This window comes from Micromonospora wenchangensis (assembly GCF_002210435.1).
GTDB lineage: Bacteria > Actinomycetota > Actinomycetes > Mycobacteriales > Micromonosporaceae > Micromonospora > Micromonospora wenchangensis.
In genome coordinates this window covers 1-14,205 of record NZ_MZMV01000035.1, presented here as the reverse complement: position 1 = coordinate 14,205, position 14,205 = coordinate 1, and the positions used below count along the sequence as shown (strand labels likewise).

At 72.9% G+C, this 14,205-nt stretch carries 11 protein-coding genes; 5 read left to right on the top strand and 6 right to left on the bottom strand.

All coding sequences use genetic code 11. The features are described from left to right. Positions 1-66: 66 nt before the first annotated feature. Together B5D80_RS20095 and B5D80_RS20090 are read right to left on the bottom strand one after the other, a co-directional pair. Positions 67-1,278 (bottom strand): acyl-CoA dehydrogenase family protein, encoded by a 1,212-nt coding sequence (locus B5D80_RS20095; protein ID WP_088645449.1) that lies wholly within the window; start codon positions 1,276-1,278, stop codon positions 67-69. Further along, on the bottom strand, positions 1,278-2,363 hold the full coding sequence (locus B5D80_RS20090; RefSeq protein ID WP_088645448.1) for a phosphotransferase family protein: 1,086 nt from the start codon (positions 2,361-2,363) through the stop codon (positions 1,278-1,280). Before B5D80_RS20090 ends, B5D80_RS20095 begins: the two co-directional genes overlap by 1 nt. Before the next feature lie 152 nt (positions 2,364-2,515). Here B5D80_RS20090 and B5D80_RS20085 point away from each other — a divergent pair, with 152 nt between their 5' ends. Together B5D80_RS20085 and B5D80_RS20080 are read left to right on the top strand one after the other, a co-directional pair. Then, positions 2,516-3,217, top strand: coding sequence for an ACT domain-containing protein (locus B5D80_RS20085; protein ID WP_088645447.1), 702 nt, complete (start codon positions 2,516-2,518; stop codon positions 3,215-3,217). A gap of 89 nt (positions 3,218-3,306) precedes the next feature. Then, the gene (locus B5D80_RS20080; protein WP_088645446.1) at positions 3,307-4,431 is read left to right on the top strand and encodes a GNAT family N-acetyltransferase; all 1,125 of its coding nucleotides are present in this window, start codon (positions 3,307-3,309) and stop codon (positions 4,429-4,431) included. Positions 4,432-4,662: 231 nt separating this feature from the next. On the opposite strand, the gene B5D80_RS20075 is transcribed toward B5D80_RS20080, so the two are convergent. Beyond that, positions 4,663-5,067: a VOC family protein gene (locus tag B5D80_RS20075; protein WP_088645445.1), complete on the bottom strand. Its 405-nt coding sequence runs from the start codon at positions 5,065-5,067 to the stop codon at positions 4,663-4,665. Positions 5,068-5,307: 240 nt separating this feature from the next. Here B5D80_RS20075 and B5D80_RS20070 point away from each other — a divergent pair, with 240 nt between their 5' ends. Both B5D80_RS20070 and B5D80_RS20065 read left to right on the top strand, forming a co-directional pair. Continuing rightward, the gene (locus B5D80_RS20070) at positions 5,308-8,271 is read left to right on the top strand and encodes a glycoside hydrolase family 9 protein (RefSeq protein ID WP_088645444.1); all 2,964 of its coding nucleotides are present in this window, start codon (positions 5,308-5,310) and stop codon (positions 8,269-8,271) included. Positions 8,272-8,481: 210 nt separating this feature from the next. Then, a complete protein-coding gene (locus tag B5D80_RS20065) occupies positions 8,482-10,956 on the top strand; it encodes a non-reducing end alpha-L-arabinofuranosidase family hydrolase (protein WP_088645498.1) in 2,475 nt (824 codons plus the stop codon). A gap of 71 nt (positions 10,957-11,027) precedes the next feature. On the opposite strand, the gene B5D80_RS20060 is transcribed toward B5D80_RS20065, so the two are convergent. The 3 genes from B5D80_RS20060 to bioB are packed head-to-tail and all read right to left on the bottom strand — an operon-like array spanning position 11,028 to position 12,786. Next, positions 11,028-11,534: a GNAT family N-acetyltransferase gene (locus B5D80_RS20060; protein ID WP_088645443.1), complete on the bottom strand. Its 507-nt coding sequence runs from the start codon at positions 11,532-11,534 to the stop codon at positions 11,028-11,030. Positions 11,535-11,537: 3 nt separating this feature from the next. Beyond that, positions 11,538-11,783, bottom strand: a complete 246-nt coding sequence (gene bsaP, locus B5D80_RS20055; RefSeq protein ID WP_245854806.1) for a biotin synthase auxiliary protein BsaP — start codon at positions 11,781-11,783, stop codon at positions 11,538-11,540. A 7-nt stretch (positions 11,784-11,790) separates the two neighbouring features. Then, on the bottom strand, positions 11,791-12,786 hold the full coding sequence (bioB, locus tag B5D80_RS20050; RefSeq protein WP_088645442.1) for a biotin synthase BioB: 996 nt from the start codon (positions 12,784-12,786) through the stop codon (positions 11,791-11,793). A gap of 232 nt (positions 12,787-13,018) precedes the next feature. Here bioB and B5D80_RS20045 point away from each other — a divergent pair, with 232 nt between their 5' ends. Continuing rightward, positions 13,019-14,155, top strand: a complete 1,137-nt coding sequence (locus tag B5D80_RS20045) for an 8-amino-7-oxononanoate synthase (RefSeq protein ID WP_088645441.1) — start codon at positions 13,019-13,021, stop codon at positions 14,153-14,155. Positions 14,156-14,205 lie beyond the last annotated feature (50 nt).

Here is a 14,205-nt window from a genome sequence, read left to right as displayed (position 1 = left end):
ACCTCCGGGCCGCCGTCGGGTGGCCCGACGCGCCGGTGGCCCCGGCTCAGGGCCAACGGCCCAGGCTCAGGACCAGCGGCGCAGTTCCCGCCTGGCCAGGGACGCGCGGTGCACCTCGTCCGGGCCGTCGGCGAGCCGCAGGGTGCGGGCCTGGGCCCAGAGCCCGGCGAGCGGGGTGTCCTGACTGACCCCGGCACCGCCGTACCCCTGGATCGCCTTGTCGATCACCCACTCGGCCATCGCCGGGGTAGCGATCTTGATGGCCTGGATCTCGGTGTGCGCGCCCTTGTTGCCGACGGTGTCCATCAGCCAGGCGGTCTTGAGCACCAGCAGCCGGGCCTGCTCGATCCGTACCCGGGACTCGGCGATCCACTCCCGGACCACGCCCTGCTCGGCGAGCGGCCGACCGAACGCGATCCGCTCGTTGGCCCGCCGGCAGAGCAGCTCCAGGGCCCGCTCGGCCATCCCGACCAGGCGCATGCAGTGGTGGATGCGGCCCGGCCCGAGCCGGGCCTGGGCGACCGCGAACCCGCCCCCCTCGGCGCCGACCAGGTTCTCCACCGGCACCCGGACGTCAACGAAGTCGATCTCGGCGTGCCCGCCGTGCGGGGCGTCGGTGTAGCCGAAGACCGTCATGCCCCGCCGGACGTGCACCCCCGGGGTGTCCCGGGGCACCAGCACCATGCTCTGCTGGCGGTGCCGGTCGGCGTCCGGGTCGGTCTTGCCCATCACGATGAACAGCCCGCACCGGGGGTCCATCGCCCCGGACGACCACCACTTGCGCCCGTTGACCACGTAGTGGTCGCCGTCGCGGACGATCCGGGTGGCGATGTTGGTGGCGTCGGAGGAGGCCACCTCGGGCTCGGTCATGCAGAACGCCGAGCGGATCTCGCCGGCCAGCAGCGGGGTGAGCCACCTGTCGCGCTGGGCCCCGGTGCCGAACTCGGCGAGCAGTTCCATGTTGCCGGTGTCCGGGGCGGCGCAGTTGACCGCCTCGGGGGCCAGGTGCGGGCTGCGCCCGGTCAGCTCGGCGAGCGGGGCGTACTGGAGGTTGGTCAGCCCGGCGCCGTAGCGCGGATCGGGCAGGAAGAGGTTCCACAGGCCGCGCCGTCGCGCCTCGACCTTCAGCTCGTCGAGCACCGGGGACCGCGACCACGGGTCACCCGCCGCAACGACCTGCGCGGCGTGCACCGCCTCGGCCGGCAGGACGCACTCGTCCAGGAACGCGCCGAGCCGCTCCCGCAGCTCGACGGTACGGGCGTCGTAGTCGAAGTCCATCAGTTCCCCCTGACCGCGCGCAGACCGTGTTCCACCAGGGGCGTCACCATGTCGCCGATCCGGTCGAACCCACCGCCGAGGGTCTGCCCCAGGGTGTGCCGGTAGTGGATGCCCTCGCAGATCACCGCGAGCTTGAAACAGCCGAGGGCCAGGTGCCAGTGCAGCGGCCCCACGTCGACGCCGCTGCGGTCGGCGTACCGGGCGATCAGCTCGCCGCCGGTGGGGAAGCCGGCGCGCGGGCCGAGCCCGTCGGCGACCGGGTTGCCCTCGGCGAGGTCGCTGTCGCCGAGCACGTCCCAGTACGTCAGCAGCAGCCCGAGGTCGGCCAGCGGGTCGCCCAGGGTGGCCATCTCCCAGTCCAGCACCGCCCGGACCGACACCGGGTCGACCGTGGTGAGCAGGTTGTCCAGCCGGTAGTCGCCGTGCACGATCCGGCCGGCGTTCGCCCCCTCGGGCACCGAGGCGGCCAGCGCGTCGCGCAGCTCGTCCACCCCGGGCAGCTCACGGCTGCGGGACCGGTCGAGCTGGCCGGCCCAGCGTCGTACCTGCCGGCCGAGGTAGCCCTCCGGACGGCCGAAGTCGGCCAGCCCCACCTCGGCCGGGTCGACGGTGTGCAGCGCGGCGAGGGTGTCCATCATCGCCCAGGCCAGGTCGCGGCGTTGCCCGGCGGTGAGCGGGTCGGTCTGGGCCCGGGTGCGCAGCACCTCGCCCGGCACCCGGCTCATCAGGTAGAAGGGTGCCCCGATCACCGCCGGGTCGACGCACAGCAGCACCGCCTCGGGCACCGGCACGGCGGTCGGCGCGAGCGCGGCGATCACTAGGTGTTCGCGGGCCATGTCGTGCGCGGTGGCCAGCACGTGCCCCAGCGGCGGACGGCGCAGCACCAGCTCGCGCCCGCCGCAGTGCAGCAGGTAGGTCAGGTTGGACTTGCCGCCGGTGATCAGGCTGGCCCGCAACGGCCCGTCGGCCAGCTCCGGCCGGTGCGCGGCCAGCCACCCGGCCAACCGGTCGAGATCGAGCCCGCGCGGGGTCGGGTCGCCGGGGGAGCCGCCGTCGTGGGACACGTCGACGGCCGGCTCGGTCATCCGCATAGTTGATGGCAGGTCAGCCGGGTTGTCAAGGTCAGCGATTTTCCGCCCGGGACATGCCACGGCAACAGGGGCGAAATGGTCAACCGGCAGGCTGGGGACCAGCCTGCCGGCCGTGTGCGGTCGGCCCGCCGAGCGGAGGGACAGACATGTTGCTGAGAGTTCGGGTGACCCTGCCGGACCGACCCGGGACACTCGGCCAGGTGGCCCGCACGCTCGGCGTCTCCGGGGCGGACATCGTCCAGGTCGTGGTGCTGGAACGGCTCGGCGGCCGGGCGGTGGACGACTTCACCGTGGTCTGGCCCGGCGCCGCCCGGGTCGAGGGGCTGCTCGCGGGGCTGGCCGCCATCCCCGGGGTGCGCGTCGACGGGGTGTGGCGGGCGATCGGCGCGCCGACCACCACCGGTCAGGACGCCGAACTGCTCGCCCAGGTGGCGGCGAACCCCACCGACGGGGTGGCCACCCTGGTCGACGCGGTGCCGGGGCTGCTCGCGGCGGACTGGGCGGTGGCGGCCGTCGTACCGGTGGACTGGGCCTCGCGGGCCGGCGCGGGGACGGCGACCGTCGGGCACGCCAGCTGGCGCGCGCCCGAGCCGCCCCGGCTGCCCGAGGTGACCCCGCTGCGGGCCCGCACGTTGACCATGGCCGACGGCACGCACTACGCGATCGCGCCGTTCGGTCGGGCCGGGCTGGTGCTGGTGGTCGCCCGGGACCACACCGAGCCGCTGACCGCCGCCGGGTTCCACGCCACCGAGGTGGACCGGCTCGCCCAGTTGGTCCGGGCCAGCGCGGTGATCCTCGGCGACCGGCTCGACCTGGTCGGCCCGCAGTCGGTGACCACCGTCACCTGACCTGGGCGGACGGTTGCCGGTGCGACACCGCCGGGCAACGCCACGGCAACAGGCCGCGGGCAGGCTTCGTGCTGGGGAAGGGAGTGGACATGGCGCTGTGGCGGGTTCGCGCGACCGTGGACGACCGGCCGGGATACCTGTCGGTCCTCACCGCGAGTCTCGCGTTGCGGGGGGTCAACATCCTCACCGTGCAGGTGCACACCACCGAGGTCGGCGCGGTGGACGACTTCCTCGTCGACGCGCCGGACACCCTCGACGAGGCGGATCTGATCGCCGCCGTCGAGCGGGGCCGGGGCCGGGACTGCTGGGTCGCCCGCAGCGAGGCGCGGGGCCTGGCCGACCAGCCGACCCGGGTGCTCGGGCTGGCCACCCGGCTGGTCGGTGACCCGGAACTGGCGGGTGAGGTGCTCCGGGCCACGCTCGGCGCGGACGAGGTGACCTGGCGGCCGACGGCTGCCGGCGGGCACGACGCGGTGGGCACCACGACCATGCTGTTGACCGACCCGGCCGGCGGCTCGTACGAACTGCGCCGGCAGGCGCCCAGCTTCACCCCGGCCGAGTACGCGCGGGCGCAGGCGCTCGTCGAGTTGGCGGCGGCGGTGGCCCGGCGGGAGGCCGACCGGGTGGTCCTGGTGCTGCCCGACGGGGCCGAGCTGACCGTCCGGCCGGCGACCGCCGACGACCTGGCGGCCGTGGTCGACCTGCACGAGCGCTGCTCGGCGTCCAGTCGGCAGCGGCGCTACCTGAGCGGTGCGGCGCTGCCCTCGCCGGCCCGGCTGCGCCGGCTGCTGGAACCGGCCCGGGGGCTGACCCTGGTCGCCACGACGACCGGCTCCGACGGGGCGGCGGAGTCGGTCGTCGCGCTGGCCAACCTGCTCGCCGAGGGCGACGAGGCGGAGGCGGCGCTGCTGGTCCGGGACGACTGGCAGCGGCGTGGGCTGGGCACCGCGCTGCTGCGCCGGCTGCTCGCCCACGCCGAGCGGGCCGGGTTCGCGGCGCTGGTCCTGCACACCCAGGCGGACAACACGCCGATGGTGCGTACGGTGGCCCGGCTGGGCCGGTCCGCGCCGATCGAGCGGGACGGCAGCCTGCTCACCGTGACCGTCGCGTTGGCCGCGCCGGTGGGCGGCGGCCCGGTCGCCGACGGGGCCGGTCGGTCCGGTGCGGCCGTGATCGGTCCCCGGCGGACGAGCGCGACCGGCGGGGTGTGCTGACGACCGGGCACCGCCGATCGAGACAACCCGTGTGGCACCGGGCGGGGGCTTCCTTCCGGTGTGTGGCCGAACTCCGATGCGGAGGACGGTGTACAGGCAGGGCCCCCGGTGCGGGGGCCCTGCCCATGTCCGGGGCCGGTTTCGGGCAGCACCCCGCGCCTGCTCCGGCGGGGTGGCCCGGGGCCGCCGCCTCCCGGACCGGTGGTGGGTGCGCGGCCGGTGGGGTGGCGGTCAGCCGAAGTGGACGCCGGCCCGGCGGTTCCCGGAGACGCAGAACCGGTTGCCCTCGGTGTCGGCGAGGACGACGTACGGCAGTTGGCCGGGCTCCGGCTCGGTGGGGTAGTGCGGCCAGTCGACCCGTTCGGCGCCGAGCCCGCACAGCCGGTCGATCTCGTCGTCGAGGTCCCGGTCGCCCGCGTGCAGGTCGAGGTGGATGCGGGGGAGGTCCGGTACCGGGCTGACGCTGACGTCCATCGCCAGCGGCACCCCGGTGACGCCGGCCGGCGGTTCCAGCACGATCCACCCGTCTCCCGGGTAGCGGGGTGGCCGGCGGACGTACCCGAGCGCTCCGGCCCAGAACGGGCCGGCGCGCCGGTCGTCGGTCACGCCCAGTGACACCTGTTCGATCATCGACATCGATCCAGGCTAGTCCGGCCGGAGCGGTGTCGCCCGGAGAGCTTCTTCCGGTGTCGTCGGGGTTGGCCCCTTCACAAACCGATGACCGAACGATTACATTGGCGCACATCCATGGGAGCGCTCCCGCGACTCCTTCGGTCCTCTCACCACCACCCGCCTCCGGCGACGCCCACCACCCGCGACGCCCCCGTCCCCGCGTCCGGTGGGCGTCGCCGGAGGCACCACCGACAGGAGTTCCGCATGCAGCACCCGAACCGGCCCGGCCGGTCGGGCGCGGGCCGGGCCCGGCTCCGCCGCCTGCTCGCCGCCGGTGCCGCCCTGGCCAGCGGTCTGACTCTCGCCATCGGCGCGCTCCCGCTCACCGCCGGCGCCGCCCCCACCGTCGCCGGACGCGCCGAGGCCGCCGGCACCGGCATGTTCAACTACCCCGAGGCGTTGCAGAAGTCGCTGCTGTTCTACGAGGCGCAGCAGTCAGGCAAGAAGCCGTCCTGGAACCGGGTCTCCTGGCGCGGCGACTCCGCGCTCACCGACGGCGCGGACGTCGGCGTGGACCTCACCGGCGGCTGGTACGACGCCGGTGACCACGTGAAGTTCGGCTTCCCGATGGCGTTCAGCGCCACCATGCTTGCCTGGGGTGCGGTGGAGTACCGCGACGGGTACGTCGCCGCCGGGCAGCTCACCCCGCTGCTGAACAACCTGCGCTTCGTCAACGACTACTTCATTAAGGCGCACCCCTCGGCCAACGTGCTCTACGGGCAGGTCGGCAAGGGCGACGACGACCACAAGTGGTGGGGTCCGGCCGAGGTGCTGCCGATGGCGCGGCCCGCGTACAAGATCGATGCCAGCTGTGGCGGCGCGGACCTGGCGGGGGAGACGGCGGCGGCGATGGCCGCGTCGTCGATGGTGTTCCGGCCCACCGACGCCGCCTACGCCGACAAGCTGCTCACCCACGCCAAGCAGCTCTACACGTTCGCCGACACGGTGCGCAAGAGCTACCACGAGTGCATCACCGACGCGACGAGCTTCTACAAGTCGTGGAGCGGCTACCAGGACGAGTTGGTCTGGGGCGCGATCTGGCTGCACCGGGCCACCGGCGACGCCAGCTACCTGGCCAAGGCCGAGAGCGAGTACGACAAGCTCGGCACCGAGCCGCAGTCCACCACCCGGTCCTACAAGTGGACGATCGCCTGGGACAACAAGCAGTTCGGGGCGTACGTGCTGCTGGCCAACCTGACCGGCAAGCAGAAGTACGTCGACGACGCCAACCGGTGGCTCGACTACTGGACGGTCGGCGTCAACGGTCAGAAGGTGCCCTACTCGCCGGGCGGGATGGCCGTCCTCGACTCCTGGGGCGCGCTGCGGTACGCCGCCAACACCAGCTTCGCGGCACTGGTCTACAGCGACAAGACCACCGACGCCACCCGCAAGGCCCGGTTCCACGACTTCGCCGTCCGGCAGATCAACTACGCCCTCGGCGACAACCCGCGCAACTCCAGCTACGTGATCGGGTTCGGCAAGAACGCGCCGAAGAACCCGCACCACCGCACCGCACACGGCTCCTGGTGGGACAGCCAGACGGTGCCGGTGGAGACCCGGCACGTGCTCTACGGCGCGCTGGTCGGCGGCCCGTCGGCGGCCAACGACGCCTACACCGACAGCCGGTCGGACTACGTGATGAACGAGGTCGCCACCGACTACAACGCCGGTTTCACCTCCGCCCTGGCCCGGCTCTCCCAGGAGTACGGCGGCACCCCGCTCGCCAATTTCCCCACCCCGGAGACCCCGGACATCGCCGAGCTGACCGTGGAGACCACGGTGATGCAGGCCGAGCCCCGGGCCACCGGGCTCAAGGCGATCATCTACAACAAGTCGGCGTTCCCGGCGCGGGCGCTGACCAACGGGAAGTTCCGCTACTACTTCCGCCCCGAGGGCAGCACCGCCGTGCAGGTCACCCCCGGCTACACCCAGGGTTGCCCGTCGCCGTCCACCGCGAAGCAGCTTTCCGGGGACATCTGGTACGTCGAGGTGGACTGCACCGGCCAGACGATCGCCCCGGCCGGGCAGTCACAGCACCGGATGGAGGTGCAGTTCAAGATCGGCGTACCGGAGGGCGGCACCTGGGACCCGACCAACGACCCGTCGTACCAGGCCACCGCCGGCCCGAACCCGAAGGTGCCGCTGTACGCCGGGACCACCCGGGTCTGGGGTGACGAGCCGACCTCGACGCCGACGGACACCACCCCGCCCACCGTCCCCGGCACCCCGGTCGCCTCGGCCATCACCTCCACCGGCATGACGCTGACCTGGCCCGCCTCCACCGACACCGGTGGCAGCGGCCTGGCCGGCTACGACGTCGCCATGGAGCCGGTCGGCAGCGACGTGCGCTCCACCTTCCGCACCACCACCAACAGCCTGACCCTGACCAACCTCTCGCCGGCCAGCAACTACCGGTTCTCGGTCCTGGCCCGCGACGGCGCCGGCAACAGCTCGTTGTGGTCGTCGCCGCTCGCCGTGGCCACCCCGGCGGGCACCGGTTCGGACACCAGCGGGCCGACCCCGCCCGGCACCCCGACCGCGTCGAACATCGGCGCGACCGGGCTCACCCTGAGCTGGACGCCGTCCACCGACAACGTCGGGGTCACCGGTTACCGGGTCTACAAGACGTCCTGGCCGGCCCATCTCGTCGTCGCCACGAGCACCGGCACCACCGCCCAGGTGACCGGGCTGACGCCGGACACCTCGTACGGGCTCTACGTGGTGGCGGTGGACGCGGCCGGCAACCCGTCCACCCCGTCGCCGACGGTCACCGTGCGGACCACCGGGTCGGTGACCCCGCCGCCGACCACGCCTCCGCCGACCACGCCGCCCCCGACCGACCCCGCGTCGTCGTGCAAGGTCGGTTACACCACCAGCGACTGGACCAACGGCTTCACCGCCAGCATCACCGTCACCAACACCGGCACGGCCGCGCTCAACGGCTGGACGCTCGCCTTCAGCTTCCCCAGCACGGGGCAGAAGGTCGGCCAGGGCTGGTCGGCGACGTTCGCCCAGACCGGTACGGCGGTGACCGCGACCAGCATGACCTACAACGGGGCGCTGGCCCCCGGCGCGTCCACCAGCATCGGGTTCAACGGCACCCACACCGGCAGCAACCCGAAGCCGACGAGCTTCACCCTCAACGGGGCGACCTGCACGGTCTCCTGAGCGTCGACGTGACGTGGCCGGCACCGCACCCGCGGTGACCGGCCACGTCGCGTCGGGTCGCACCGGGCCAAAAATGTTCCGAAACTTTTCCGAAACACCTTTGTTCCGGCCGGTGCAAGATGGAAACATCGACGGCACTAGATTTAACAACCGCACACGTCCGGCCGTCCCGCCCCGACGGCCCGGGTGTTGGCCAGCAAGGAGACCACGATGGCAACGAGTCCATCCGTCCAACACGGCGGCAGCCGGCGACGGCGATCGCCCGCCGTCCGGGCGCTGCTCGCCGGCGCGGTCGGCGTCGTGACGGTGGCAGCCGCCGCGGTGATGATGCCGTCGGCGAACGCCGCCGCGAGCACGCTGGGCGCGGCCGCCGCGCAGTCGGGCCGGTACTTCGGCACGGCGATCGCGGCCGGCCGGCTCGGCGACTCGACGTACAGCACGATCGCCGGCCGCGAGTTCAACATGATCACCGCCGAGAACGAGATGAAGCCGGAGGCGACGCAGCCCCAGCGGGGCCAGTTCAACTTCAGCTCCGGTGACCAGATCTACAACTGGGCGACCCAGCGTGGCCTGAAGGTCCGTGGGCACACCCTGGCCTGGCACGCGCAGCAGCCGCCGTGGATGCAGAGCCTCAGCGGCAGCACCCTGCGGCAGGCGATGATCGACCACATCAACGGCGTGATGGGCCACTACAAGGGCAAGCTCGCCGCATGGGACGTGGTCAACGAGGCGTTCAACGAGGACGGCAGCCGCCGGTCGTCGAACCTCCAGAGCACCGGCAACGACTGGATCGAGGTGGCGTTCCGCACCGCGCGGGCCGCCGACCCGTCGGTCAAGCTCTGCTACAACGACTACAACATCGAGAACTGGTCGTACGGCAAGACGCAGGGCGTCTACCGCATGATCCAGGACTTCAAGTCCCGGGGCGTGCCGATCGACTGCGTCGGCCTGCAGACCCACTTCACCGGGGGCAGCTCGCTGCCGAGCAACTTCCAGACCACGCTGTCCAGCTTCGCCGCCCTCGGGGTGGACGTGGCGCTGACCGAGGTCGACGTCACGAACTCCTCGACCACCCAGTACGCCGGGCTGACCCAGGCGTGCCTGAACGTGCCGCGCTGCATCGGCATCACCGTGTGGGGCGTGCGCGACAGCGACTCCTGGCGCTCCAACGAGAGCCCGCTGCTCTTCGACAGCAGCGGCAACAAGAAGGCCGCGTACAACTCGGTCCTCAACGCGCTCAACGCGGCCCCCCCGACCTCCGGGCCGACCACGGGCCCGCCGACCACGACCCCGCCCACCACGACCCCGCCGCCGAGCGGCGGCGCCGGCCGGATCGTCGGCGTGCAGTCGAACCGCTGCATCGACGTGCCGAACGCCACCCAGACCAACGGCACCCGGGTGCAGCTCTACGACTGCAACAGCCAGTCGAACCAGCAGTGGACGTACACCAGCAGCAAGCAGTTGCGGGTCTACGGCACCAAGTGCCTGGACGCCAACGGCGCGGCCACCGCCAACGGCACCGGGATCATCATCTGGGACTGCAACAGCGGGGCCAACCAGCAGTGGAACATCAACGCCAACGGCACCATCAGCGGCGTGCAGTCCGGCCGCTGCCTGGACGTCTGGGGCACCGGCAACGGCCAGCAGGTCCAGTTGTACGACTGCCACGGCCAGACCAACCAGCAGTGGCGCACCGACTTCGCCGGTAGCACCACGCCGCCGACCACGACGCCGCCCACCACGACCCCGCCGCCTACCACGCCCCCGGCGGGCGGCTGCGCCCTCCCGTCGACCTACCGGTGGTCGTCGACCGGCGCGCTGACCAGCCCGAAGAACGGCTGGGTCTCGCTGAAGGACTTCACCAACGTCGTCTACAACGGCAAGCACCTGGTCTACGGCTCGTACGTCAACAGCAGCGGCCAGTACAGCTCGATGAACTTCGGCACGTTCACCAACTGGTCCGACATGGCCTCGGCCAGCCAGAACGGCATGAGCCAGGGCACCGTCGCGCCCACCCTGCTGTACTTCGCCCCGAAGAACATCTGGGTGCTGGCGTACCAGTGGGGGCCGACCTCGTTCAGCTACAAGACGTCGAGCGACCCGACCAACGCCAACGGCTGGTCCTCGGCGCAGACGCTGTCCACCGCCACCCTCCCGGACGCCCCGTACGGTGTGATCGACCAGACCCTCATCGGTGACGACCAGAACATGTACCTGTTCTTCGCCGGGGACAACGGCAAGATCTACCGGTCGAGCATGCCGCTGGGGAACTTCCCGGGCAGCTTCGGTTCGAGCTACACGACGGTCATGACCGACTCGACGAACAACCTGTTCGAGGGTGTCGAGGTCTACAAGGTGGCGGGCCAGAACCAGTACCTGATGCTCGTCGAGGCGATCGGGAGCCAGGGGCAGCGCTACTTCCGCTCGTTCACCTCCAGCAGCCTGGGCGGCTCGTGGACCCCGCAGGCCACCAGCGAGAGCAACCCCTTCGCCGGCAAGGCCAACAGCGGCGCCACGTGGACCAACGACATCAGCCACGGTGACCTGGTCCGCACCAACCCGGACCAGACCAAGACCGTCGACGCCTGCAACCTGCAGTTGCTCTACCAGGGCAAGGACCCGAACGCGAACACCGACTACAACCTGCTGCCGTGGCGGCCGGGTGTCCTCACCCTCCAGCGCTAGGCGCACCTTCGCCCGCTGAACCACCGGGGCGTGTCCGGCACCTGAGGGTGCCGGGCACGCCCCGCCCGGTTTCAGTCGGCCAGTTCCTCCGCGAGCAGGTCCATCAGCAGCGCGTCGTGCCAGCGCCCGTCCGCGCCCCGCTCGTACCGCCGCATGACGCCCACCGGGCGGAACCCCACCTTCGCGTACGCCCGGATCGCGGCCGTGTTCGCCGCCGCCGGGTCGATGGTGAACCGATGGTGGCCGTACTCGTCGACCAGGTGCCGGACCAGGGTGCGGACCGCGTCCCCGCCCAGCCCGTTGCCGCGTGCCGCCGGGTCGAGGAAGACGTCCAGGCTGGCGTGGCGGTAGTCCGGGTCGGTTTCGGCGTACCACTGGATCGCCCCGACCAGCCGGCCCGCGTGCTCGATCACGTAGACCGTCAGCGCGTCGTCGGCCAGGTCGGCCCGTGCCGACGCGGCCAGGTCGTCGCCGCCACGCCACCAACGGTGCACCTCGGGGGTGGCCCGGATCGCGGCCAGGGCGGGCACGTCCGCCTCCGTCACCGGTCGCAGCGTCACCGCCCGCCCGCGCAGCACGCGTCAGCCCCGCCGCTCGCCGTGCTCGACGCAGACCGCCGCCCAGCCGACCGGCAGCACCTGCACCTTCATCCGCCGTCGGCAGTGCCCGCAGTAGCGCGGGGGCTCCAGCACCCGGGCCGCCGCGCAACCCGGGTGCGGGCCCGCCGTGGCGTCCGCGCCACAGCGGTCGCACCAGGTCGCGGCCGATGTCAGTACGGCGGACCGGGTCGTACGGTCCTCGTCGGTCGGGTCACCCGCGTCGGTCATCATCACCTCACAGGGTGGCGGAGAGCGCCTTGACCGGCATCTTCAGCTCGTCGAGCAGCTTCAGGTCGTCGGTCGCCGGCCGACCCAGCGTGGTCAGGTAGTTACCGACGATCACCGCGTTGATCCCGCCGAGCAGGCCGTCGCGGGTACCCAGGTCACCGAGGGTGATCTCCCGGCCGCCCGCGTACCGCAGGATGGTGCGCGGCATGGCCAGCCGGAACGCGGCGATGGCCCGCAGCGCGTCCTTGCCCTCCACCACCGGCCGGTCGCCCAGCGGCGTGCCCGGACGCGGGTTGAGGAAGTTCAGCGGCACCTCGTGCGGGTCCAGCTCGGCGAGCTGCGCGGCGAACTCGGCGCGCTGCTCCACGGTCTCGCCGAGGCCGAGGATGCCACCGCAGCAGACCTCCATGCCCGATTCGCGGACCATCCGCAGGGTCTCCCAGCGCTCCTCCCACGAGTGCGTGGTGACCACGTTCGGGAAGTACGAGCGGCAGGTCTCCAGGTTGTGGTTGTAGCGGTGCACACCCATCTCGACCAGGTCGTCGACCTGCTCCTGGCTGAGCATGCCCAGCGACGCGGCGACCTGGATGTCGACCTCCGCGCGGATCGCGGCGACCCCCTCGCGCATCTGCTTCATCAGCCGGTCGTCGGGGCCGCGCACGGCGGCCACGATGCAGAACTCGCTCGCCCCGGTCGCCGCCGTCTGCTTCGCCGCCTCCACCAGCGACGGGATGTCCAGCCACACCGACCGGACCGGCGAGGTGAACAGGCCGGACTGCGAGCAGAAGTGGCAGTCCTCCGGGCAGCCGCCGGTCTTCAGCGAGACGATCCCCTCGACCTCGACCTCCGGACCGCACCAGCGCATCCGCACCTCGTGGGCGAGCTGGAGGGCGGCGGTGAGGTGCTCGTCGGGCAGGGTCAGCACCGCGAGGACACCGGCCTGGTCGAGGCCGACGCCGTCGCCCAGCACCTGGGTCCGGGCCTGGTCGAGGATCTCTGGCATGGCTCGTACCCTACAAGGCCGGTGCGGGCCGGGAAACGCCCGAGCCGCCGGCCCCGGGCCACCCCTCCGGCCCCGCTGGCCGCCCCGCCCGCGCGGCGTGGCGGCGGCCCCGCCGCCACGCCGGTGCCGGCCCGGCGGATGGTAATTTCGCCCGGCGGCGGCAGCGCCGCCCATCCGTCAGGCGGCACGAGCCGGGCGGGACGGGTGCAGTGGCGGACGGAGGCGATGACCGGTGGCGGACTGGCTGGCGGCCCTGGACCGCCGGGCCGCGCTGCGGGCGAAGGCGGGGCTCACCCGCACCCTGCGCCCCCGCGCCGTCGGCGACCGGGTGACCGACCTGGCCGGCAACGACTACCTGGGCCTGGCCACCCACCCCGAGGTGGTCGCCGCCGCCGGCCGGGCGCTGGCCGGGTACGGGTTGGGCGCCACCGGCTCCCGGCTGGTGCGCGGGTCCACCGACGTCCACCACGCGCTGGAGGACGAGCTGGCCGACTGGCTCGGCGTCGAACGGGCGCTGGTGTTCTCCTCCGGTTACCTGGCCAACCTGGCGGCCGTCCGGGGCCTGGTCTCACCGCGTACCCTGCTCGTCTCCGACGCCCACAACCACGCCTCGCTGATCGACGGCTGCCGGATCTCCGGCGCGGAGACGGTGGTCACCCCGCACGCCGACGTCGACGCCGTGGCCGCCGCGCTCGCCGCCGCGCCGGGCCGCCCGGCGGTGGTGGTCACCGAGTCCGTCTTCTCCGTCGACGGCGACCTCGCTCCGCTGGCCGCGCTACACGCCGTGGCCCGGCGGCACGGCGCGTTGCTGCTGGTCGACGACGCGCACGCGCTTGGCGTCACCGGCCCGGCCGGGGCCGGCGCGGTGGCCGCCGCCGGGCTCGCCGGTGCGCCGGACGTGGTGGTCACCGCGACCCTGTCCAAGGCGCTCGGTGGTGCCGGTGGGGTGGTCGCCGGTCCGGCTGGGTTCGTCAGGCACCTGGTGGAGACCGGGCGCACCTTCATCTTCGACACCGCGCCGCCGCCCGCGGTCGCCGCCGGGGTACGCGCCGCCGTGGCGCTGGCCCGGACCGCCGACGACCTGCGTGCCGAGCTGGCCGACCGGGCCCGGCACGCGGTACGTCGTCTCCGCGCGGCCGGGCTGACCGTGTCCGCCCCCGACGGCGCGGTGGTCTCGGTGACCGCCCCCGGACCGGAGGCCGCCACCGCCTGGGCGGCCGACTGCCGGGACCGGGGGGTCGCCGTCGGCTGCTTCCGCCCGCCGTCCACCCCGGACCACCGCTCCCGGTTGCGGCTGACCCTCTCGGCCGGGGTCACCCGAGCGGACTTCGAACACGCCCTGGAGGCCATAGTGGAGTGCGCCCCGTGAGCGCGAGGAGTGAGCCGGGTTTGCGAGCCCCGGAGTCGCGAGCCGAGGTG

What these genes read in the sequence shown, in the direction of transcription:
- B5D80_RS20095 (WP_088645449.1), bottom strand. Translation starts at nt 1,278, where the DNA reads ATGGACTTCGACTACGACGCCCGTACCGTCGAGCTGCGGGAGCGGCTC.
- B5D80_RS20090 (WP_088645448.1), bottom strand. Translation starts at nt 2,363, where the DNA reads ATGACCGAGCCGGCCGTCGACGTGTCCCACGACGGCGGCTCCCCCGGC.
- B5D80_RS20085 (WP_088645447.1), top strand. Translation starts at nt 2,516, where the DNA reads ATGTTGCTGAGAGTTCGGGTGACCCTGCCGGACCGACCCGGGACACTC.
- B5D80_RS20080 (WP_088645446.1), top strand. Translation starts at nt 3,307, where the DNA reads ATGGCGCTGTGGCGGGTTCGCGCGACCGTGGACGACCGGCCGGGATAC.
- B5D80_RS20075 (WP_088645445.1), bottom strand. Translation starts at nt 5,067, where the DNA reads ATGTCGATGATCGAACAGGTGTCACTGGGCGTGACCGACGACCGGCGC.
- B5D80_RS20070 (WP_088645444.1), top strand. Translation starts at nt 5,308, where the DNA reads ATGCAGCACCCGAACCGGCCCGGCCGGTCGGGCGCGGGCCGGGCCCGG.
- B5D80_RS20065 (WP_088645498.1), top strand. Translation starts at nt 8,482, where the DNA reads ATGGCAACGAGTCCATCCGTCCAACACGGCGGCAGCCGGCGACGGCGA.
- bsaP (WP_245854806.1), bottom strand. Translation starts at nt 11,783, where the DNA reads ATGACCGACGCGGGTGACCCGACCGACGAGGACCGTACGACCCGGTCC.
- bioB (WP_088645442.1), bottom strand. Translation starts at nt 12,786, where the DNA reads ATGCCAGAGATCCTCGACCAGGCCCGGACCCAGGTGCTGGGCGACGGC.